Below are 22,035 nucleotides of genomic sequence, written 5' to 3'. Positions count from 1 at the left end.
CCGGCCGGCCGCGAGCCACCGACGCCTCCTCCTCGACCACTTCTGATCCCCGCCCCCGCCCGACTCCCGCACAGACGACAAGAACCCCCATGCCGACTCCCCTCACCCACGACGACCCCGTAACCCTCGGTCCGTACCGGCTCGTCGCCCGGCTCGGCAGTGGAGGCATGGGCACCGTCTATGTGGCGCGTTCCGCCGGTGGACGTACCGTCGCCCTCAAGACCATGCATGCCGCGACAGCCACCGATCCGGCCGCGCGTACCCGTTTCCGACTGGAGACGGACGCGGCCCGGGTCATCGGCGGCCGTTTCGGGGCCCAGGTGGTGGACGCGGATCCGCTCGCGGAGACGCCCTGGCTGGCCACGGAGTATGTGCTCGGGCCCCCGCTGGACGAGGCCGTCGAGGCCCATGGGCCGTTGCCCGAGCAGTCCGTGCGGGCCCTGGGCGCCGCCCTGTGCGCGGCGCTCGGCCAACTGCATCGGTCGGACGTCGTACATCGCGACCTCAAGCCGTCCAATATCCTCCTCACCGCCTACGGCCCGAAGGTCATCGACTTCGGCATCGCACGGGCGATCGGCGACGACCGGCTGACACGCGCCGGTGCGGCCGTCGGTACACCCGCCTTCATGTCACCGGAGCAGGCGACCGGCCAGGACCACGATGCGGCCGGTGATGTGTTCGCGCTCGCCGGCGTGCTGGTGTACGCGGCCACCGGACATGCCCCGTTCGGGCACGGGCAGGCGGCGGACCTGCTGTACCGCGTGCGGTATGCCGAAGCGGACCTCAGCGGCTGTCCGGCAGCACTGGTTCCACTCCTCGCCCGCTGCCTGGCGAAGGAACCGGCGGAGCGTCCCACGGTGGCCCAGCTCGCGGCACAACTCCACGACGGTGGAGGTGAGTTCGCCGACCACCTGCCTGACGGGCTGCTCGCTGACCTCGGACGGCGGGCGGCCGACGTCTGGGGGTTGACGCCACAGCGACTGCCCGCACCCGTGGCGCAGGCCGAGCCCTCCGCGAGCACGGCGACGGCCGGCCGGCGGAGGTTCTCACGCCGCGGGTTCCTGGCCGCGGGCGGTGCCTTCGCGGCAGCCGCGGCCGGGGGTGGCGGCGCATGGTGGTACCGAGGACGCGCCTCCTCGTCGCCGGCCCGGAAGGCCCCCCGGCAGACGCGCAACCTCGATGCGATGTGGCAGTACGGCGGCGGCCTCGACGTACTCGGATGGGGCCTGGTCACACCCCACCACGCCAATGGGTCCGTCTGGCTGGCCCTGAACGCGACCGCCGCACGAATCGACCCGGCCACCGGCCAGGCGCACAGGGTCCTGATCGCCTTCAACTGGTGGCAGTCGGCCGTGGAGAACGGGCGGCTCTACATGCTGAACCGGGATTACGACGGCAACGGTCTGTCGACGGCGATCGCCACCTGGGACGAGAAGCAGGAGTACGAGGCGCCGACCTCGACCCGCTTCGCGGACACCACGTACGACATCATGCCGAACCAGATGCTCTGCGTCTCCGGCGGCGTCGCCTATGTGGCGGTGGGCCACGGGAAGGCGCCCGCGGACCATGGTTTCCACGAGGCACAGACGTGGACCCTGCGCGCCGCAGACCTGAAGACGGGCAAGACGCTCTGGACGAAGCCGTTGCCGAAACGGTCGAGTAAGAGCCGTCGGCGGCACTTTCTCGCCGCGAAGGTCGTCGGTGACCGGCTGGTCACCTTCCAGGAGACGGCGGGCGAGAAGGTACACGTCGTCGTGCGGGACACCGGCAGCGGAGCCGTCGTCTGGGACAGGCCGTGCGATGCCGACGAACCCGATGCCCTCGGAAGCGACATCGCCGCGGACGGCACGCGGCTCTATCTCGGTGGTGCCGGGCTCCGGGCTCTTCGCCTGAGCGACGGGGCACAGGTGTGGGCCACCGGGGACGGGCAGAGATACAGCCCGCCGACGCTGAAGAACGGTGTGCTCTACGCCGTCGGGGAAGGCCTCGGGCTCCGGGCGGTGGACCGGGGGCGGGGCAGGACCCTGTGGACCGAGGACACCCTCGAGGCGGACCAGGCGTACACGGGCTGGCAGCCCGTCGTCGGCACCCGGTATGCCTACTACAGGAACGGACTGCAGTTGCGGGCGATCTCCCTGGCGTCCCACGGCCTGGCCCTGACGTACAAGTCGGCCGCCGAGCGGCTCCACGTGGACGCCCAGGCGAACCTCGTCATCGGTGTGGACCCCCAGTGGCTCACGGCGTACCCGCTCGAATAGCCGCGGGAATCTGATCGCCGAAACCGCCATGGACCGCTCCCAGCGGACCGCGTGGTGCGCACCTCGGACCGCGCACCACATCCACCTCACCCTCTCTGAGAAAGACCCCACCATGGACCCCCTCGGCACCGGCGACCCGCTCCGTCTAGGCCCCTACCGCCTGCTGGGGGTCTTGGGCGAGGGCGGTATGGGCAAGGTCTACCTCGGCCAGGACGGCGCCGGCAGCCTCGCCGCCGTCAAGGTGCTGCGCCCGGAGCTCGCCCACGACTGCGACCTCGCCCAGCGCTTCGTACGTGAGGCGCAGGCGGCGCAGGCCGTGCGCAGCGGGGGAGTGGCCGCCGTCCTCGGCGCGCACACCGAGGGAACGCGGCCGTGGATCGCCACCGAGTACCTCGCGGGGCTCACCCTGGAGCAGGTGGTCGAGACGCACGGTCCGCTCGCCGAGCCCGCCGTCCGCGCCTTGGCCGCCTCGCTGGCGCGAACCCTCGCAGACATCCACACGGCCGGTTTCATCCACCGGGATCTCAAGCCCCCGAACATCGTGCTGACCTCGGCCGGGCCACGCGTCATCGACTTCGGGATCGCGCGGCCGGAACACGGGCTCACCCTCACGACCACCGGGCAGATCCCCGTCACCCCGGGCTACGGAGCGCCCGAGCAGGTGCTCGGGCGACGGGTCGCGCCCTCGGCCGACGTGTTCTCGCTCGGTGCCGTGCTCGTGTTCGCCGCCACCGGCCGCCGGGCCTTCGACGGCGCCCACGTGGCGGCGCTGCAGTACGAGGTCGTGCACGGCGAGCCCCGACTGGAGGGCATGTCACCGCAGTTGCGGGAGCTGGTCGTGCCCTGTCTCGCGAAGGACCCCTGCGCCCGCCCGCTGCCCCCGCGGATCGCTCAGGCCATGGCGGTGCCGAAGGGCGCCGATCGGGTCTGGCGGCGGGGGCGGATCGCGGACGCCATCAGGGAGCGAGAGAGTGACGCCCACCGGCTGACCACGCTGATCACCGCACAGCCGGCGCAGGCACCCACCACGGTGACCCGCCGCCGGCTCCTCACCGGCCTCTCCACGGCCGGCGTGGTCCTCGCGGCCGGAGGCGGTACGACGGCCTGGTGGCTCGACCGGCGGGGCGGCACGGCACCCCCGCCCAGGAAGAGCGATCCCTTCGACATCCCGCCGGCCGCGCGCACCCCCTTGGGAAAACTGGACCATCCGCCCGGCAAGAGCGCGCTCCAGTACGGCCAACCGTCCGGCATCTGGTCGATGGCGGAGGTGGCAGACGTCTACTCACCGGTGCTGCTGCCCGTGCGAGACGTCCTGGTCTTCGGAGCGGCGGGCGGTGGCATCACGGCGCACGACGTCAGGGACGGCAGGAAGCGCTGGACCGCATCCAGCATCGTGGCGAAGGGCGGCTACCTCTCCCTGTCGGACCGGCTGGTCGTCGGCACGGACGGCGAGGGCACGCTGCGCACTTTCGTGCCCTCCACCGGAGAACCCAAGTGGACCTGCCCGGCGGCCGAGGCCGCGACCCTGCTCGGTGCCGACGCCGAGGCGGTCTACGTCCTCACGAAGCGGGGCAGGCTGAGCAGTGTCGGCCGCGCGGACGCGAGAGTCCGCTGGACCGCGACCGTCCCCGCGGACTTCCGCAAGGATCTGATCACTCCCGGCGCCGTCGGACACGGCAGGCTGGTCGTAGCGGCTGCCGACGGCAGTGTTCTCGCCGTCCGGACGAGCGACGGCCGCACGGTGTGGACGCGGACCGCGCACTTCACGGACGACGGCATTGTGGTCCGCGCGGCGGCCTACGGTGACACCGTGTACTTCAACGGCAAGTCGCTGGAGGCCCGTCGGCTCAGCGACGGACAGACGATCTGGAGCGCGAGGTCGGGCGGCGGCGACGACCGCGACGGCTGGGGCTCACCCGTGGTGTACAGCGACGCGGTGTACGCGACCGAGGGCAGCTACCCCCAGCGCGTGGACAAGCGCGACGGTAGTCGCATGTGGACGCCCGAACGCACGGGTGTCGCCGTCCGGCCGATGACCGCCGCCGACAAGAGCCGCATCGTGCTGGCTCACCAGGGTGTGTGGGCGATCGACTACGGCCTGACGGAGACGGCAGGGATGGTGCTCAAGACCGCTCGGGCGGCCGACGGGGATCAGGCATGGCTATACGAGATCCCCAAGTTCACCACCGGCCGTTTTGCCACGGCGGGCAACCGCTTGTTCCTGATGCACGACGACGCGGTGGACGCCCTGACGACCTTCTGAAGCGGCTGACGACGGCAACAGGCCGACGCGGTCCGAGCTGGCCACCCCGCCGGCCGGAACGGTGGGCGCGGTCGGGCGCCCGGCTCGGACGGTCGTCAGCCCGTCTCCTCCGGGACCATGCCGATCTGGACCATCGGCTTCCCCCGCTTCCGTGACACGAACACACCCCGCCCCGCCGGCATCGGCCGCGGACGCACCCCACCGAGCACCTCGCCCTCGGCCGGATCTCCGGCAAGGACCACGCCTTGGGCGCCGAGTTCCTTGATGCGCTGCATGAAGGCCTCGTAACCGGCCCGGCTCGCGCCCGCCGTGGAGCGCGCGATGACGAAGCGGACACCGACGTCCCGCGCGAACGGCAGAAGTTCCGTCAGGCCGGCCAGCGGGTTGCCGCTCGACGTGGACACGAGGTCGTAGTCGTCGATGACGACGAACACCGACGGGCCCCGCCACCAGCTGCGGTTGCGCAGTTGTTCCGGGGTCACGTCCGCCGTCGGGGTGCGCCGCTGCATCAGGTCCGCCAGCGCGTCCATGTGGTGCTGCATCTGGTTCGACATCGGGATGTACTCCGCCAGGTGGGACGGCGGGGTCACGCCCAGCAGGGAGCGGCGGTTGTCCACGACGAACAACTTGCAGGCGTTGCCGTCATAGCGCTCGGTGAGCCGCTTGATGATCAGCTTGAGCAGATTCGACTTGCCGGACTCGCTCTCACCGAACACCAGGAAGAAGGGGTCCTGTTCGAAGTCGACGTACACCGGCTCGAGGTTGTCCTCGTCCAGGGCGAAGGAGATACCCCGGTTCGGGAAACGGTCACCCGGAGGAAGCTGGGTCGCCGGGAACTCGCGCGGCAGCAGACGCACCTCCGGCGCGCCCGGCTCCTGCCAGTGGCGGGTCACCTCGGCGGCGAGGGCGGTCGTAGCCTCCGCGAGGTCCGTGTCCGAGGAGAGGCCGTCGATGCGCGGAACCGCTGCCATGAAGTGCTGCTTCTGTGGGGTCTGGCCGCGTCCCGGCACGCCGGTGGGAACGTTGGCCGCGACCTTCCGGTCGATCTCGGAGTCCATGGGATCGCCCAGCCGCAGCTCGAGGCGGTTCATCAGGTGGTCCTTGAGGTTCGCCCGGACCTCCATGGAACGCGAGGCGGTGAGGACCAGGTGGATGCCGTAGCCCAGACCGCGCGCGGCGATGTCCAGGACCAGCGGCTCCAAGGCCTCGTAGTCCGTGCGGAAGTTGCCCCAGCCGTCGATGACCAGGAAGACGTCACCCCAGGGCTGGTCGGTCAGCGAGATGTCGCCGCGGGCACGGCGGGAGCGGAACTCCGCGATGGAGGAGATGCGCGCGGACCGGAAGTACTCCTCGCGACGGGTCATGACGCCGTACACCTCGGCCGCCGTGCGCCGCACCTTCTCCGGGTCCAGGCGGGAGGCGACGCCGCCGACGTGCGGCAGGCCGGCCACCGCGGCCATGCCGCCACCACCGAAGTCCAGTCCGTAGAACTGCACCTCGTGGGGGGTGTGGGTGAGCGCGAAGGACGCGATGAGCGAACGCACCAGGGTGGACTTGCCGGACTGCGGACCACCGATGATCTGCATGTGACCGGCCGCGCCGCCGAAGTCGGCCCACAGCGGGTCGCGCCGCTGCTCGTACGGCTTGTCGACGAGGCCGACCGGAATGACGAGCCGGCCCGCGCCCTCGTAGCCGGGCTGGGTCATGCCGCGGCCCGGCACCGGCGCGAGCCCGGGCAGCAGTGCGTCGAGCGAGGGCGGACTGTCCAACGGGGGCAGCCACACCTGGTGGGCCGCCGGACCCTGTGCCTCGAGGCGTCGCACGATCACATCGAGCACGGTGTCGGCCAGCGCGTCGTCCTGCCGCTCTTCGGGCGCCTCCCGGCGCTGCCGCGGAATCGGCACGTACTGCAGGGGGACGTCGGCCGCCGTGAAGATGACCGGCCGGCGGTCGACGGGCAGTGGGCCACCCAACGCCGCCGCCTGCTGCGAGCCCGTGCGGTACACCCCCGAGACGTACGCCGCCTTGAACCGGACCATCTCGTCCGTGCCGAACTTCAGGAAGCCGGAGCCGGGGACGTTCGGCAGCTCGTAGGCGTCCGGGACGCCGAGCGCGGCGCGCGACTCCGCCGCCGAGAACGTCCGCAGACCGATGCGATACGACAGATAGGTCTCCAGGCCCCGCAGCCGGCCTTCCTCCAGGCGCTGGGAGGCCAGCAGCAGGTGGACGCCCAGCGAGCGGCCGATGCGGCCGATCTGCACGAACATCTCGATGAAATCCGGCTTCGCGGTCAGCAGCTCGCTGAACTCGTCGATCACCAGGACCAGGGACGGGATCGGCTGGAGCGGGGCGCCGGCCGCCCGCGCCTTCTCGTAGTCGTGGATGTTGGCGTAGTTGCCCGCGTCCCGGAGCATCTCCTGGCGGCGGTTGAGCTCACCGCGGATCGAGTCGCCCATGCGGTCGACCAGGGTGAGGTCGTCGGCGAGGTTGGTGATGACGGCCGCCACGTGTGGCATCTGCGCCATCCCGGCGAAGGTCGCGCCGCCCTTGAAGTCCGCGAGGACGAAGTTCAGCGTTTCCGAGGAGTGTGTGACGGCCAGACCCAGCACCAGGGTGCGCAGCAGCTCCGACTTGCCGGAACCGGTCGCGCCGACGCACAGGCCGTGCGGGCCCATACCCTCCTGGGCCGCCTCCTTCAGGTCGAGCATGACCGGGCGGCCGTCCTCGCCCAGACCGATGGGCACGCGCAGGCGTTCCGACTGCGAGCGCGGTCGCCAGGTCCGCTTGGGGTCGACCGACGCCGCGTCCCCCAGGTTCAGCAGATCCGTGAACTCCAGGTTGGCCAGCAGCGGTTCGTCATCGTCACCGCCCGACACCACCCGAAGCGGAGCCAGTTGCCGGGCAAGGGCTTCCGCAGCCTCGTACGACAGGACGTCCGGCGTCCCCTCGTAGACCATGCCGTGCGCCGACTCCAGGCGCAGCTCCGTGGGCTGCACGACGACGGAGAGATCACCGCGGCCGATCGTGAGGTCGCCGGGCACGACTTCCAGGACCGTCACGCCCTGCAGGCCCTCGGGGTTGGCCAGCAGTGATGTGGACGGCAGGGAGATGCCCTCGAGCACGACCACCAGGTGCGGCTGCTCGGCGACCGGCGACGCGTCGGGGTGGAAGCGCGGGCGGCCCTGAAGGAGGGAGGAGAGGCGGTCCTCCAACTCCACCGGGTCGGTGGTGATCAGACGAACGCTGCCGGCGCCGTCCGCGAGGCCCGAAGCCTGTACGTGCGGCAGCCACTTGGCCCACTCCCAGGCGGGCGCCGACTCGCGACCGGTGACGACCGCGATGACCAGGTCCTCGGGGGAGTGCAGGGAAGCGAGGGAGGCGGTGACGGCACGGGCGGCACCGCGCACGGTGGTCGGCTCGCCGCTGACGGTGACGTGGTAGAAGGCGCGCAACGAGACGGCCATCGGCAGGTCGTCGAGAGTGCTGTGCGTCGCCATGAACCGCTGCATGGCTCCCGCGGTCAACGGCTCCAGCTCATCGACCGGGGCGGTCTGCGGTGGGATCAGGGGAGTCGCCAGCGCCTGCGGGCCGAGACCCACCCGCACCTGCCCGAAGTCCTCGTCGCCGGGGCGTCGTTCCCACACCCGGCTGCCCTCGGCGACCAGCGCCCACAGTTGCTCCGGTGAAGGGTGCAGGTAGTACTGGGCGTCGCGTTGGGCCCTCGCGACGTTCAGGGCGGAACGCCGCGTCTGCGACAGATAACGGAGGTAGTCACGGCGCAGGTCGGCCATCTGCCCCTGGTTGCCACGGCGGTAGCGGATGAGCATCGAGATGCCCATGCCGATCGTCGACGCCACCATCACCATGCCCATGATCTTCATGAAGGGCTGGGCCTGCGGGTTGAAGAGGAACACCACGGAACCGCCCATGCCGAGCATGGGCAGGAGCTGCATCAGGGCGCCTTCCTGCTGTCCGCGCGGGAGTTCCGGCGGAGCTTGCAGTACGACCTCGTCCGTGGGCACTTCCTTCGGCAGTGCCCGCGGCGGGCGCTTGACGACGATGTGGCTCACTACGCACCAATTCCCTTGCCGGACCGAGATGTTTCGTCCGCCGCCCCGTGTCAGGCGGACGTCGACCGCGCAGCGCGATCCTACTGACACTTACCGGCAACGACGGGCGGTAGGGTGCCGGTGATACGCGTGAGCAGTTGCGAATCGTTCTGGGAAAACCCGGGCAATCCGCAACGGTTCGAAGCAGGCGCCGCCCCGCAGTTCCCGGACGCGGCCGCTCGGTCGACCGGCGGAGCGTGCGGCGCCGCACAACCTACACAGGATCTTTACGGGCGAAAGGGTGCGCGGCGGCACCGTGGGCCGCCCCGCCATCGACGAGGGGGAACAGCAGGTGAGCATGACGGCCTCCGCGCCGGCCGGCGCGACCGGCGGACCGGGCACCGGAGCCCCTTCCGGGGCGGGCATGGGATTCGGCTTCTGCCGGGTCACCATCGTGGCGCCCGACAGTCGGATCGACGTCGCGTTGCCCGACGACGTGCCGGTCGCCGACCTGTATCCGGAGATCCTGCGCCTGTCGCAGCAGAGCCCCGCCGAGGGCGCACCGGTGGGCTACCACCTCGTCCGGCGGGACGGCACCGTCCTCGACGGCGCCCGGTCCTTCACGGCGCAGCGCATCCTCGACGGCGAGTTGCTCACCCTGCGCCCGTTCGCCGAGTCGCTGCCGCCCGCCGTCCTCGACGACGTCTCCGAGGCGGTGGCCGCCGCCGTCACCCGCGACCGCGCCCTGTGGAGCGGCGACCTCACGCGTGCCGCGGGTCTCGTCGCGGGCGGCATCCTGCCCGCGCTGCTCGCCTTCGTCGCCTGGAGTTCCCAGGTCCGCCACGACATGCACAGCCTGCAGGGCATCATCGCGGCAGTCGCCGGCGTCCTCCTGATCACCATCGCATGCGTACGCGCGCGTGTGTACGACGATCGGGGCTCCGCGGTCGCGCTCGGACTCGGCGCCCTGCCGAACGTCGGCGTGGCCGGTTCGGGGCTGCTCTCCCTCGCGGACGGCCAGGGCATCGGGCGGCTCCAGTTCCTGCTCGCCTGCACGGCGCTTCTCATCGCCTCCCTGGTGCTCACCCTGGTCTCGCCGGGCGGTGACGGACCCTTCGTGGCGTTCGTGTTCGCGTCCGCCATCGGTCTGGTCACCACCTTCGTGGCGATCCTCACCGAGCTGAGGCCCATCGAGACAGCCGCCGTCTGCGCCCCCCTGTCCGTCGTGGCGCTGGCCTTCCTGCCGGGCTTGTCCATGCGGTTCGCTCGACTGCCCATCGGCTTCGAACCGCCCAACCCCTCTCGCGCCGGCTACGAGACGGGCGAGCCCGCCCCGCAGGAGCCCGTGGACGCCGAGCGCGTGGCGGCCCAGGCCCGGCGAGGCCACGAACTCCTCGTCGGCCTGGTCGGCGGCTGCGCGCTCGTCGCCGTCGGCGCGTCGATCGTCCTCGGTTTCTCCAGCAACACCTGGGCCCAGCTCCTCGCCCTGGCCACGGGCGTGGCCATGCTCATGCGGGCACACCTCTTCCGCTACACCGCCCAGGTCGGAGCCACCTTGGCCGCGGGCCTCGCCGCGATCGTCTTCCTCGGCCTCGGGCTCGCCCTGAACCCGCCCCAGGGCTATCTGATCGACGCCCTGCGGGGCGACACCACCGCCCTCGACATCCGCAGCGTCTGGCTCGCTGCGGCCGTCGGCGCGGCCACTGTCCTGGTCACCGCGATCGGTCTGATCACTCCGCGACGCGGCGTCACCCCGTTCTGGGGGCGCTTCCTGGAGATCGCCGAGAGCTTCGTCCTGCTCACGCTGATCCCACTGGCACTGGCGGTGTTCGACGTGTACGCGCAGGCGCGGGCGATGACCAGCTAGAAGCACCACACGGGTCAGAGGGGCGTCCGTACGCACAACGGGTGCGCAAAGAGGGCGGCACGCAGGCGTGCCGCCCTCATCTCACGTCTCACGCGGCGCTCGCCGCCCGCCCGCCCCACCCTCGGGCATCGGTTCCAGATCGAACTCCCCGTCCCGGGCGCCCAGGACGAACGCGCGCCACTCCGCCTCCGTGTAGCGCAGGACCGTGCCGTGGTCGAGGGAGGAACGCATCGCCACGGCGCCGTCGGGCAGGTAGGCGATCTCGACCCGCTCCTCGTGCTCCTCGGTGCCCGGCGCGCTGTGCCACTCGACGCCGGAGATGTCGAGTGCGTACAGTTCGTCCCTCTCCCGCTCCTTGCGTGCCTTGAGTTCCCTGTCGTCGACGTCGGCCATCGCGGCTGTGGTCCTTCCCCTGAGTACGGGCGGGCTGTGCGGTCACCCTACTGGCCCCGGTTCCCCCTGGTCAGCGGTTTGCCGACATGGGCGGGCGGTGGCCGCGCGGCGGGGTCGGGAGGGGCCCGGGCAGGGGCGTCCGGCGGCCCTGGTACCCTGAGTGACGGCCGCTTGTGTACGCACCCCCGGGACCGTCGAGGTCCCTGAGGCCGCGCCCAGCGGATGCCGCCTTCCGAGTCATGGAAGCTTCCCCGAGATGAAGACCGGGGGCGCTCGGTCGGCCAGTCACAGACTATGAGGAGTACGCGTGTCGCTCGACGCCGCTACGAAGAAGCAGATCATCGGCGAGTTCGGTACCAAGGATGGTGACACCGGCTCCCCCGAGGTCCAGGTCGCTCTGCTCTCCCGTCGGATCTCCGACCTGACGGAGCACCTCAAGACCCACAAGCACGACCACCACTCCCGCCGTGGCCTGCTGATCCTGGTCGGTCAGCGCCGTCGCCTGCTGCAGTACCTGGCGAAGAAGGACATCCAGCGCTTCCGTGCCCTGGTCGAGCGCCTCGGCATCCGCCGCGGTGCGGCGGGCGCCAAGTAAGACGCGTGAAGGGAGCGGTCCCGAGCAGATCGGGGACCGCTCCCTTTGCCGTACGTGCGGAAACGTGCGAAGTGTCATACACGCTTTGTAGTGTGGTAGCAGAACGAAATACGCACGACACGGCAAGACGCACGACAAGCACCACGCACGACAAGCACCACGCAGGACGCAGGACAACGTGCGGCACAGAACACCGCACGGAACAGAACGCGTACGACACGGACCACGTACCGCACGTACGCCCCAGAACGAGGAGAAGCGCACGTAGCCGCCGCCGGTCCTCGGTAGTGGCCCCCGGGGGAAAGCGAGCCCCGGGTGCTTCGATCGAAGACCGGCCCGCACAGCACGGCGCGCCTCTCCGCAACCGTCCCCCTGCCACACGGGCAGCCGAGGGACGAAGACGAGGAGAAAGAACTAGTGGAGAACGAGACCCACTACGCCGAGGCCGTCATCGACAACGGCGCCTTCGGCACCCGCACCATCCGCTTCGAGACGGGCCGCCTGGCCAAGCAGGCCGCCGGCTCCGCCGTGGCGTACCTGGACGACGACACCATGGTGCTGTCGGCCACCACCGCCTCCAAGAACCCCAAGGACCAGCTCGACTTCTTCCCCCTCACGGTGGACGTCGAGGAGCGGATGTACGCGGCCGGCAAGATCCCCGGCAGCTTCTTCCGCCGTGAGGGCCGGCCGAGCGAGGACGCGATCCTCACCTGTCGCCTCATCGACCGCCCGCTGCGCCCGTCCTTCAAGAAGGGCCTGCGCAACGAGATCCAGGTCGTCGCCACGATCATGGCGCTCAACCCCGACCATCTGTACGACGTCGTGGCGATCAACGCCGCCTCCGCGTCCACGCAGCTGGCCGGCCTGCCCTTCTCCGGCCCGATCGGCGGCGTCCGCGTCGCGCTGATCCGCGGCCAGTGGGTCGCCTTCCCGACGCACACCGAGCTCGAGGACGCCGTCTTCGACATGGTGGTCGCCGGCCGCGTCCTGGAGGACGGTGACGTCGCGATCATGATGGTCGAGGCCGAGGCCACCGACAAGACCATCAAGCTGGTCGAGGGTGGCGCCGAGGCGCCCACCGAGGAGGTCGTCGCCGCCGGTCTGGACGCCGCGAAGCCCTTCATCAAGGTCCTGTGCCGCGCGCAGGCCGACCTCGCCGCGAAGGCCGCCAAGCCGACCGGTGAGTTCCCGGTCTTCCTGGACTACCAGGACGACGTCTTCGAGGCCCTGACGGCCGCCGTCCGCCCCGAGCTGGCCCAGGCGCTCACCATCGCCGGCAAGCAGGAGCGCGAGGCCGAGCTGGACCGCGTCAAGGCGCTCGCCGCCGAGAAGCTCCTGCCGGAGTTCGAAGGCCGTGAGAAGGAGATCTCCGCCGCGTACCGCTCGCTCACCAAGCAGCTGGTCCGCGAGCGCGTGATCAAGGAGAAGAAGCGCATCGACGGCCGCGGTGTCACCGACATCCGCACGCTGGCCGCCGAGGTCGAGGCCATCCCGCGGGTCCACGGTTCCGCGCTGTTCGAGCGTGGCGAGACCCAGATCCTGGGCGTCACCACCCTCAACATGCTCCGCATGGAGCAGCAGCTGGACACCCTCTCCCCGGTGACCCGCAAGCGCTACATGCACAACTACAACTTCCCGCCGTACTCCGTCGGCGAGACCGGCCGCGTCGGCTCCCCCAAGCGCCGCGAGATCGGCCACGGCGCCCTCGCCGAGCGCGCCTTGGTGCCGGTGCTGCCGACGCGCGAGGAGTTCCCCTACGCGATCCGCCAGGTGTCCGAGGCCCTCGGCTCCAACGGCTCGACGTCCATGGGCTCCGTCTGCGCCTCCACCATGTCGCTGCTGAACGCCGGTGTGCCCCTGAAGGCCCCGGTCGCCGGTATCGCCATGGGCCTGATCTCCCAGGAGATCAACGGCGAGACGCACTACGTCGCCCTCACCGACATCCTCGGTGCGGAGGACGCCTTCGGCGACATGGACTTCAAGGTCGCCGGCACCAAGGAGTTCGTGACCGCCCTCCAGCTCGACACCAAGCTGGACGGCATCCCGGCCTCAGTCCTGGCCGCGGCCCTCAAGCAGGCCCGCGACGCCCGTCTCCACATCCTCGACGTGATGATGGAGGCCATCGACCGGCCCGACGAGATGTCCCCGAACGCTCCGCGGATCATCACCGTCAAGATCCCGGTCGACAAGATCGGTGAGGTCATCGGCCCGAAGGGCAAGATGATCAACCAGATCCAGGAGGACACCGGCGCCGAGATCACGATCGAGGACGACGGCACCATCTACATCGGTGCCGCCGACGGCCCGGCCGCCGAGGCCGCCCGTGCCACGATCAACGGCATCGCCAACCCGACGATGCCCGAGGTCGGCGAGCGCTACCTGGGCACGGTCGTGAAGACGACCACCTTCGGCGCGTTCGTCTCGCTGCTGCCCGGCAAGGACGGTCTGCTGCACATCTCGCAGATCCGCAAGCTGGCCGGCGGCAAGCGCGTGGAGAACGTCGAGGACGTTCTCGGTGTGGGCCACAAGGTCCAGGTCGAGATCGCCGAGATCGACTCCCGCGGCAAGCTCTCCCTGATCCCCGTGATCGAGGGCGAGGAAGACTCCGCCGACGAGACCAAGAAGGACGACGCCGACCAGTGACGTCCCGTAGCTCCAAGGCGACGGCCCGCACCTCTTCGGAGGCGCGGGCCGTCGCCCGTACCCAAACCCTCATCAAGGGCACAGCCGGCATCGGCACGGTTCGCAAGACCACCCTCCCCGGCGGCCTGCGTATCGTCACCGAAACCCTGCCCTCGGTCCGCTCGGCGACCTTCGGCATCTGGGCGCACGTCGGTTCACGCGACGAGACGCCCGCCCTGAACGGCGCCACCCACTATCTGGAGCACCTGCTCTTCAAGGGCACCTCCCAGCGCAGCGCCCTGGACATCTCCGCGGCCATCGACGCGGTCGGCGGCGAGATGAACGCGTTCACGGCGAAGGAGTACACGTGCTACTACGCGCGCGTGCTCGACACCGACCTGCCGCTCGCCATCGACGTCGTCTGCGACATGCTGACCGACTCGCTCATCCTCGAAGAGGACGTCAACGTCGAGCGCGGCGCGATCCTCGAAGAGATCGCCATGACCGAGGACGACCCGGGCGACTGTGTGCACGACCTGTTCGCGCACACCATGTTCAAGAACAACGCCCTCGGACGCCCGGTCCTCGGCACGGTCGACACGGTCAACGCCCTGACCGCCGACCGGATCCGCCGCTTCTACAAGAAGCACTACGACCCCACGCACCTCGTGGTGGCCTGCGCCGGCAACATCGACCACAACAAGGTCGTACGACAGGTCCGCGCCGCCTTCGAGAAGGCCGGCGCCCTCGACAGCCCGGACGCCCAGCCCGTCGCCCCGCGCGACGGACGCCGTACGATCCGCACGGCCGGCCAGGTCGAGCTGCTCGGCCGCAAGACCGAGCAGGCGCACATCGTCCTCGGCATGCCCGGCCTCGCCCGCACGGACGACCGGCGCTGGGCCATGGGCGTGCTCAACACGGCCCTCGGCGGAGGCATGTCCTCGCGCCTCTTCCAGGAGGTCCGGGAGAAGCGCGGCCTGGCGTACAGCGTGTACTCGTACTCCTCCGGCTTCGCCGACTGCGGCCTGTTCGGCGTGTACGCCGGCTGCCGCCCGGCCCAGGTGCACGACGTGCTGCGGATCTGCCGGGACGAACTCGACCAGGTCGCCGCCAACGGTCTCTCCGACGACGAGATAAGCCGAGCCGTCGGCCAGCTCCGGGGCTCCACCGTCCTCGGTCTGGAGGACACCGGCGCGCTGATGAACCGTATCGGCAAGAGTGAGCTGTGCTGGGGCGAGCAGATGTCCGTGGACGACATGCTGGCCCGGATCGCGGCGGTCACCCCGGACGAGGTCCGCGCGGTCGCCCGGGACGTCCTGGGGCAGCGCCCCTCGCTGTCGGTCATCGGCCCGCTGAAGGACAAACAGGCCGCGCGGCTGCACGACGCCGTCGCCTGAACCCCTCCGTCGTCGCAATTCGCCAAGTCGGTAAGGAAGCAAAGATGAGCAAGCTGCGCGTGGCGGTCCTCGGCGCCAAGGGCCGGATCGGCTCCGAGGCGGTCAAGGCGGTCGAGGCCGCCGAGGACATGGAGCTGGTCGCCGCCCTCGGCCGGGGCGACAAACTGGAGACGCTGGCGGAGACCGGCGCCCAGGTCGCCGTCGAACTGACCACCCCCGCCTCCGTCATGGGCAACCTCGACTTCTGCGTACGCCACGGCATCCACGCGGTCGTCGGCACGACGGGCTGGACCGAGGAACGCCTCGCGCAGCTGACCGGACTGCTGGAGCAGTCCCCGGACACCGGTGTGCTCATCGCGCCGAACTTCTCCATCGGCGCCGTCCTGACGATGAGGTTCGCGCAGATCGCGGCGCCCTACTTCGAGTCGGTCGAGGTGGTCGAACTGCACCACCCGAACAAGGTGGACGCCCCGAGCGGTACCGCCACCCGCACCGCCCAGCTCATCGCCGACGCGCGCCGGGCGGCCGGTACTGCTCCCGCGCCGGACGCCACGGTCACGGCCCTGGACGGCGCCCGGGGCGCCAGCGTCGACGGGGTCCCGGTGCACGCGGTCCGGCTGCGCGGTCTCCTGGCCCACCAGGAGGTACTGCTCGGCGGCGAGGGCGAGACCCTCACCATCCGCCACGACTCCCTGCACCACAGCAGCTTCATGCCGGGCATCCTGCTCGGTGTCCGCCGCGTGGTGACCACTCCGGGCCTGACATTCGGCCTGGAGCACTTCCTGGACCTGAGCTGAGCCGAAGAGTCATGCGCGCCAAGATCACCTATCTCGTCACGGCCGCCGTCCTGGTCTTCTACTTCGTCCTGGTCGGCAGCCGGGGCGTCATGCTCATCCAGTCCGGCACGGTCCTCACCGTCACCTTCGGGATCGCGGTGCTCATCCTGCCGGTCATCGGCGTGTGGTTCCTGTGGAAGAACACCCAGTTCGTCCGCCGGGCCAACCAGCTCGCCGCCGCACTCGACGCCGAGGGCGGGCTGCCCGTCGACGAGCTGAAGCGCACCGCGGGCGGCCGCGTCGACCGTGACTCGGCCGACGAGGTCTTCGCCAGGCGCAAGGCCGAGACCGAGGAGTCCCCCGACGACTGGCGCTGCTGGTTCCGGCTCGCCGTGGCCTACCACGACGCCCGCGACACCCCGCGTGCCCGCAAGGCGATGCAGCGCGCCATCGCCCTGCACGACGGCACAACGATCGAGGCCTAGGGCCTGCCGTCAGGTTCCCGTCTGCCTTCGGGCGACGACGTGAAGGTATCGAGGCTTAGAACCTGTCGTCACGTTCCCGTCTGCCCTTCGGGCGACGACGTGAAGGTGACGACAGGCCATGGCGCACGGCCGGGCGACCCGGCCCACGGGACCGCCACACGCGGCCGACGCGGACCCGCCACACGCGGCCGGCGCGGATCCGTCACGGCATCCGGCTCGCGGTCGTGGGGGAGAGGCGCGGGCGGCGCGGTCAGGCGCGTCGGTACTCCGCGGCCCACGCCTCCACCGTGTCCGCCGCCCGGTCGAAGCCCACCGGGCGGCCCAGGAAGTCCAGGCCGTGCGTGGTCAGCAGCGGAGCCGTGTCCTCGGGGCGCCGGTCCTCGCGCACGAGCGCCAGCGCCTGTCCCTGCACCGTCCGCGGCAGTCCCAGCCAGCGCACCGGCTGCTGCACCGTCCGCACGGAGACGACCCGAGCCCACGGCACCGTCCGCGTCGTGAGAAGACCGACCCGGCGCAGGCCGTGCCGGCTCACCCACACCCCCGAGCGCAGCAGACGCAGCGCGCCGGCGATGAGGAGCAGGCCCACGCCGAGGATCACCGACCACGCGGGGGAGGAGCCCTCGGAGTAGAACACCGAGCCGGTCAGGGCGATGAGCACCGAGGCGAACAGTACGAACGAGGCGAGCAGCAGCCCGAGGGCCGCCGCGCCCACCCGCCAGGGTCCCGGGCGGTAGGGGCGGCGCCAGCGCTCCCGGTCGTCATAGGGCAGCGCGCTCTCGGATGCCGCTTCGAAGGTACGGTCGGCCGTCAGAAAGGGCAGGGGCACGGCTGGTCCTCACTCGCTCCACGCGTGGGCTGTGCGGTGAGATTATCCGGCCGGATCGACGCCCACCAGCCGTGAGCGTCCGGAAGGGTCAGTCCGGAAGGGGCAGCGCCGAAGGGTCAGTGCCCCTGGGACTGGGACGCCTGCGACTGCTGCGCCGGTGTACTGGACGGTGTGGACAGCGCCGGTGTACCGACGACCAGCGCGCCGGTCAGCCCGGCCACGAGGGTCAGGCCCAGCAGCCAGCGCCCGGCCATCTCGCCGAAGGACGCCCGCGCGGGGGGCGGGGGAGTGACATTGCTGCGGAACCGGTCGGCCTCGGCCAGGAAGGCGAAGGGCACGGGCTCGCGGCGACGGAACATGGGGGGAGCACCTCTCCTCTCGGGATCGGACGTGTGGATCGAATGTGTGGTCCTCACCGATACAGACGCTCCAGTGGCACAAAAGGTGCCCATGTCGGGAAAACTCGTCCCGTCGCACGGTGAGGTCACTGGTCCGGTGGGCGGCGGGTGCCCCGATACAGTGGGCACGAACCCAGAAGTGATGGAAGGACCCTCGTGACCCGCACCCCGGACGACGAGTTCAAGATCGATCTGCGCGGTGATGTCACCGTCGAACTGGTCAAGCACAGCGCGGCCGACTCCGACGTGCTTTTCGCGGCCCGTGTCTCGACCCTCGGGGAGCAGTCCCTGGACGAGCTGGACAAGGACCCGGAGCGCTCCAGGGGCCTGATCAACTACCTGATGCGCGACCGGCACGGAAGCCCGTTCGAGCACAACTCGATGACCTTCTTCATCAGCGCCCCGATCTTCGTCTTCCGCGAGTTCATGCGGCACCGGGTGGGCTGGTCGTACAACGAGGAGTCGGGCCGCTACCGGGAGCTCCAGCCGGTCTTCTACGTCCCGGACACATCTCGCAAGCTCGTCCAGCAGGGCCGCCCGGGCAAGTACGTCTTCGTCGAGGGCACCGAGGAGCAGCACGAGGTGCTCGGCGGCGCCATGGAGGAGTCCTACCGCCAGGCCTACCGGACGTACCAGGAGCTGCTCGCGCGCGGCATCGCCCGCGAGGTCGCCCGTTCGGTCCTCCCGGTCGGCCTGTACTCCTCGATGTACGCCACCTGCAACGCCCGCTCGCTGATGCACTTCCTCGGCCTGCGCACCCAGCACGAGCTGGCCAAGGTGCCGTCGTTCCCGCAGCGGGAGATCGAGATGGTCGGCGAGAAGATGGAGGCGGAGTGGGCGAAGCTCATGCCGCTGACCTACGCCGCCTTCAATGCGAACGGACGTGTGGCCCCGTAGCGAAGCCTTGTTCCCCCTCTCGGAACGGATGTACGGGTCAGCCTCGCGAAGTGTCCGTATTGCGGCATTTAGAGAAGTTCATCTAGCCTGATCAAACGGACCCGGCACTGCTTGAACCCCCGAGCAGGCAGTGCCGGGCTCCTTATTTGCCCTGACTTGCCCAGCCCCCTAGGGCAGACCCCGCATTAAGCACCGAGTAGCGTGTTGTCCATGGCTCCGACCTCCACTCCGCAGACCCCCTTCGGGCGGGTCCTCACCGCCATGGTCACGCCCTTCGCGGCGGACGGCGCACTCGACCTCGACGGCGCGCAGCGGCTCGCCGCCCACCTGGTGGACGCAGGCAACGACGGCCTGATCGTCAACGGCACCACCGGCGAGTCCCCGACCACCAGTGACGCGGAGAAATCGGATCTCGTACGAGCCGTGGTGGAAGCGGTCGGCGACCGCGCCCATGTGGTGGCCGGCGTCGGCACCAACGACACCCGCCACAGCATCGAGCTGGCCCGCGAGGCGGAGCGCGTCGGCGCCCACGGCCTCCTGGTCGTCACGCCGTACTACAACAAGCCCCCGCAGGAGGGTCTGTACCGGCACTTCACCACCGTCGCCGACGCCGCCGGCCTGCCGGTCATGCTCTACGACATCCCCGGCCGCAGCGGCGTCCCGATCAACACGGAGACGCTCGTCCGGCTCGCCGAGCACCCCCGGATCGTCGCCAACAAGGACGCCAAGGGCGACCTCGGCCGCGCCAGCTGGGCCATCGCCCAGTCCGGCCTCGCCTGGTACTCCGGCGACGACATGCTGAACCTGCCCCTCCTCTCGGTCGGCGCGGTCGGCTTCGTCTCCGTCGTCGGCCACCTCGTCACCCCCGACCTGCGCGCCCTCGTCGACGCCTACGCCTCGGGCGACGTCGTCAAGGCCACCGAGATCCACCAGAAGCTGCTCCCTGTCTACACCGGTATGTTCCGGACACAGGGAGTGATGACCGCCAAGGCCGCGCTCGCCCTTCAGGGCCTGCCCGCCGGGCCGCTGCGCGCCCCCATGGTCGAGTGCTCGCCGGAGGAGATCGCCCAGCTCAAGATCGATCTTGCTGCCGGCGGGGTACAGCTCTGACAACAGACTTTGCACCACCCGAACTTCACAACTGAACACACAACCGCATACGCGGGCCACCGGTGCCCGCATCCCACAACGACAACTGCTTACGCACGAACGTCATACGCGCCACGTGCCCGACCGGTACGTGGCGCGCATGGTTGAGGAGAGTCTTTTGAGTCATCCGCATCCTGAACTCCGTACGCCCCCGCCGCTCCCCGAGGGCGGCCTCCGGGTCACCCCGCTCGGCGGTCTCGGCGAGATCGGCCGGAACATGACGGTCTTCGAATACGGAGGCCGTCTGCTGATCGTCGACTGCGGAGTGCTCTTCCCCGAGGAGGAGCAGCCTGGAATCGATCTGATCCTGCCGGACTTCTCGTCCATCAGGGACCGCCTCGACGACATCGAGGGCATCGTCCTCACACACGGCCACGAGGACCACATCGGTGGTGTTCCCTTCCTCCTCCGCGAGAAGCCGGACATCCCGCTGATCGGCTCCAAGCTGACCCTCGCCCTGATCGAGGCCAAGCTCCAGGAACACCGGATCCGCCCGTACACCCTGGAGGTGGCGGAAGGGAACCGGGAGCGCGTCGGCCCCTTCGACTGCGAGTTCATCGCGGTCAACCACTCCATCCCGGACGCCCTCGCGGTCGCGATCCGCACCCCCGCCGGCATGGTCGTGCACACCGGCGACTTCAAGATGGACCAGCTGCCGCTGGACAACCGGCTCACCGACCTACACGCGTTCGCGCGGCTGAGCGAGGAGGGCATCGACCTCCTCCTCGCCGACTCCACAAACGCGGAGGTTCCGGGCTTCGTCCCGCCCGAGCGCGACATCTCCAACGTGCTCCGCACGGTCTTCGCCAACGCCAACAAGCGGATCATCGTGGCCAGCTTCGCCAGCCACGTCCACCGCATCCAGCAGATCCTGGACGCCGCGCACGAGTACCGCCGCCGGGTCGCGTTCGTCGGCCGCTCCATGGTCCGCAACATGGGCATCGCGCGGGACCTCGGCTATCTGAAGGTGCCGCCGGGCCTGGTGGTCGACGTCAAGACGCTCGACGACCTGCCCGACCACGAGGTGGTCCTGGTCTGCACGGGCAGCCAGGGCGAGCCGATGGCCGCCCTGTCCCGCATGGCCAACCGCGACCACCAGATCCGCATCGTCGACGGCGACACGGTCATCCTGGCGTCCTCGCTGATCCCCGGTAACGAGAACGCGGTCTACCGAGTGATCAACGGCCTGACCCGCTGGGGCGCCAACGTCGTCCACAAGGGCAACGCCAAGGTGCACGTCTCCGGCCACGCGTCCGCGGGCGAGCTGCTGTACTTCTACAACATCTGCCGCCCCAGAAACCTGATGCCGGTGCACGGCGAATGGCGCCACCTGCGTGCCAACGCCGAACTCGGCGCACTGACGGGCGTGCCGCACGACCGGATCGTCATCGCCGAGGACGGCGTGGCGGTGGACCTGATCGGGGGCAAGGCCAAGATCTCCGGCAAGGTCCAGGCCGGTTACGTCTACGTCGACGGCCTCTCCGTCGGCGACGTCGGCGAGCCGGCCCTGAAGGACCGCAAGATCCTCGGCGACGAGGGCATCATCTCGGTCTTCGTGGTCGTGGACTCCTCGACGGGCAAGATCACCGGTGGTCCGCACGTCCAGGCCCGTGGCTCCGGCATCGAGGACTCGGCCTTCGCCGCGGTCCTCCCCAAGGTCACGGAAGTCCTGGAGCGGTCTGCCCAGGACGGCGTCGTGGAGCCTCACCAGCTCCAGCAGCTCATCCGCCGCACCCTCGGCAAGTGGGTCTCGGACACCTACCGCCGCAGACCGATGATCCTGCCGGTGGTCGTCGAGGTCTGACGGTCCGACGGCCGCTCGCTCGCGTGAACCCGGAGCGGGGCCCCTCGATTTGCATCGGGGCGCCCCGCTCCAGTACGTTTACGGCTCCGCCCAACCGGGAACCCGAGCGCGTCACGCGCTGGACATGGTTCCTGGAGGGGGCGGGAAATCCGACTCAGAACTTCTGATAAAGTCGGAACCGCCGGAAAGGGAAACGCGAAAGCGGGAACCTGGAAAGCACCGAGGAAATCGGATCGAGAAAAGATCTGATAGAGTC

15 protein-coding genes are annotated in these 22,035 nt (G+C 70.1%); 11 read left to right on the top strand and 4 right to left on the bottom strand.

Annotated elements, in window-relative coordinates; translation table 11 throughout:
• Positions 1 to 89 precede the first annotated feature (89 nt).
• Positions 90 to 2,258 (top strand): protein kinase, encoded by a 2,169-nt coding sequence (locus tag ACIBA9_RS36900; RefSeq protein ID WP_399369967.1) that lies wholly within the window; start codon positions 90 to 92, stop codon positions 2,256 to 2,258.
• A gap of 112 nt (positions 2,259 to 2,370) precedes the next feature.
• A complete protein-coding gene (locus ACIBA9_RS36895) occupies positions 2,371 to 4,521 on the top strand; it encodes a protein kinase (RefSeq protein ID WP_399369965.1) in 2,151 nt (716 codons plus the stop codon).
• A 95-nt stretch (positions 4,522 to 4,616) separates the two neighbouring features.
• Here the strand turns inward: ACIBA9_RS36895 and eccCa are convergent, their stop codons facing one another.
• Positions 4,617 to 8,591 (bottom strand): type VII secretion protein EccCa, encoded by a 3,975-nt coding sequence (gene eccCa / locus ACIBA9_RS36890; RefSeq protein ID WP_399369963.1) that lies wholly within the window; start codon positions 8,589 to 8,591, stop codon positions 4,617 to 4,619.
• A 337-nt stretch (positions 8,592 to 8,928) separates the two neighbouring features.
• Between eccCa and eccD the strand changes: the two genes are divergently transcribed.
• A complete protein-coding gene (gene eccD, locus ACIBA9_RS36885; protein WP_399370015.1) occupies positions 8,929 to 10,437 on the top strand; it encodes a type VII secretion integral membrane protein EccD in 1,509 nt (502 codons plus the stop codon).
• Positions 10,438 to 10,518: 81 nt separating this feature from the next.
• Here the strand turns inward: eccD and ACIBA9_RS36880 are convergent, their stop codons facing one another.
• A complete protein-coding gene (locus ACIBA9_RS36880) occupies positions 10,519 to 10,830 on the bottom strand; it encodes a DUF397 domain-containing protein (RefSeq protein WP_399369961.1) in 312 nt (103 codons plus the stop codon).
• 307 nt (positions 10,831 to 11,137) lie between these two features.
• Between ACIBA9_RS36880 and rpsO the strand changes: the two genes are divergently transcribed.
• From rpsO to ACIBA9_RS36855, 5 genes are all read left to right on the top strand, one after another.
• Positions 11,138 to 11,425 carry a 30S ribosomal protein S15 gene (rpsO, locus tag ACIBA9_RS36875; RefSeq protein ID WP_362164485.1) on the top strand — a complete coding sequence of 96 codons (288 nt, stop codon included), beginning with the start codon at positions 11,138 to 11,140 and terminating at the stop codon, positions 11,423 to 11,425.
• A 417-nt stretch (positions 11,426 to 11,842) separates the two neighbouring features.
• Positions 11,843 to 14,068 carry a polyribonucleotide nucleotidyltransferase gene (locus tag ACIBA9_RS36870; protein ID WP_362164483.1) on the top strand — a complete coding sequence of 742 codons (2,226 nt, stop codon included), beginning with the start codon at positions 11,843 to 11,845 and terminating at the stop codon, positions 14,066 to 14,068.
• Entirely contained in the window at positions 14,065 to 15,444 is a 1,380-nt protein-coding gene (locus ACIBA9_RS36865) for a M16 family metallopeptidase (RefSeq protein ID WP_399369958.1), read from the top strand. Before ACIBA9_RS36870 ends, ACIBA9_RS36865 begins: the two co-directional genes overlap by 4 nt.
• A 44-nt stretch (positions 15,445 to 15,488) precedes the next feature.
• A complete protein-coding gene (dapB, locus tag ACIBA9_RS36860) occupies positions 15,489 to 16,241 on the top strand; it encodes a 4-hydroxy-tetrahydrodipicolinate reductase (protein WP_399369956.1) in 753 nt (250 codons plus the stop codon).
• Positions 16,242 to 16,252: 11 nt separating this feature from the next.
• A complete protein-coding gene (locus tag ACIBA9_RS36855) occupies positions 16,253 to 16,705 on the top strand; it encodes a hypothetical protein (protein ID WP_399369954.1) in 453 nt (150 codons plus the stop codon).
• Positions 16,706 to 16,955: 250 nt separating this feature from the next.
• Here the strand turns inward: ACIBA9_RS36855 and ACIBA9_RS36850 are convergent, their stop codons facing one another.
• Both ACIBA9_RS36850 and ACIBA9_RS36845 read right to left on the bottom strand, forming a co-directional pair.
• The gene (locus ACIBA9_RS36850) at positions 16,956 to 17,531 is read right to left on the bottom strand and encodes a hypothetical protein (protein WP_399369952.1); all 576 of its coding nucleotides are present in this window, start codon (positions 17,529 to 17,531) and stop codon (positions 16,956 to 16,958) included.
• A gap of 116 nt (positions 17,532 to 17,647) precedes the next feature.
• Complete coding sequence (locus ACIBA9_RS36845; protein ID WP_399369950.1) at positions 17,648 to 17,890, bottom strand: hypothetical protein; 243 nt, start codon at positions 17,888 to 17,890, stop codon at positions 17,648 to 17,650.
• Positions 17,891 to 18,085: 195 nt separating this feature from the next.
• Here ACIBA9_RS36845 and thyX point away from each other — a divergent pair, with 195 nt between their 5' ends.
• The 3 genes from thyX (at position 18,086) to ACIBA9_RS36830 (ending at position 21,779) form a co-directional block, all read left to right on the top strand.
• The gene (gene thyX, locus ACIBA9_RS36840; protein WP_399369948.1) at positions 18,086 to 18,826 is read left to right on the top strand and encodes an FAD-dependent thymidylate synthase; all 741 of its coding nucleotides are present in this window, start codon (positions 18,086 to 18,088) and stop codon (positions 18,824 to 18,826) included.
• A 210-nt stretch (positions 18,827 to 19,036) separates the two neighbouring features.
• A complete protein-coding gene (dapA, locus tag ACIBA9_RS36835) occupies positions 19,037 to 19,936 on the top strand; it encodes a 4-hydroxy-tetrahydrodipicolinate synthase (protein ID WP_362164469.1) in 900 nt (299 codons plus the stop codon).
• Positions 19,937 to 20,093: 157 nt separating this feature from the next.
• Positions 20,094 to 21,779 (top strand): ribonuclease J, encoded by a 1,686-nt coding sequence (locus tag ACIBA9_RS36830; protein WP_399369945.1) that lies wholly within the window; start codon positions 20,094 to 20,096, stop codon positions 21,777 to 21,779.
• The last annotated feature ends 256 nt before the right edge of the window (positions 21,780 to 22,035 follow it).

The organism is Streptomyces sp. NPDC051452 (assembly GCF_044454765.1).
Classification (GTDB): Bacteria; Actinomycetota; Actinomycetes; order Streptomycetales; family Streptomycetaceae; genus Streptomyces.
Note: the sequence above shows the minus strand (reverse complement) of the source record. Positions and strands in the feature narration are given on the sequence as shown.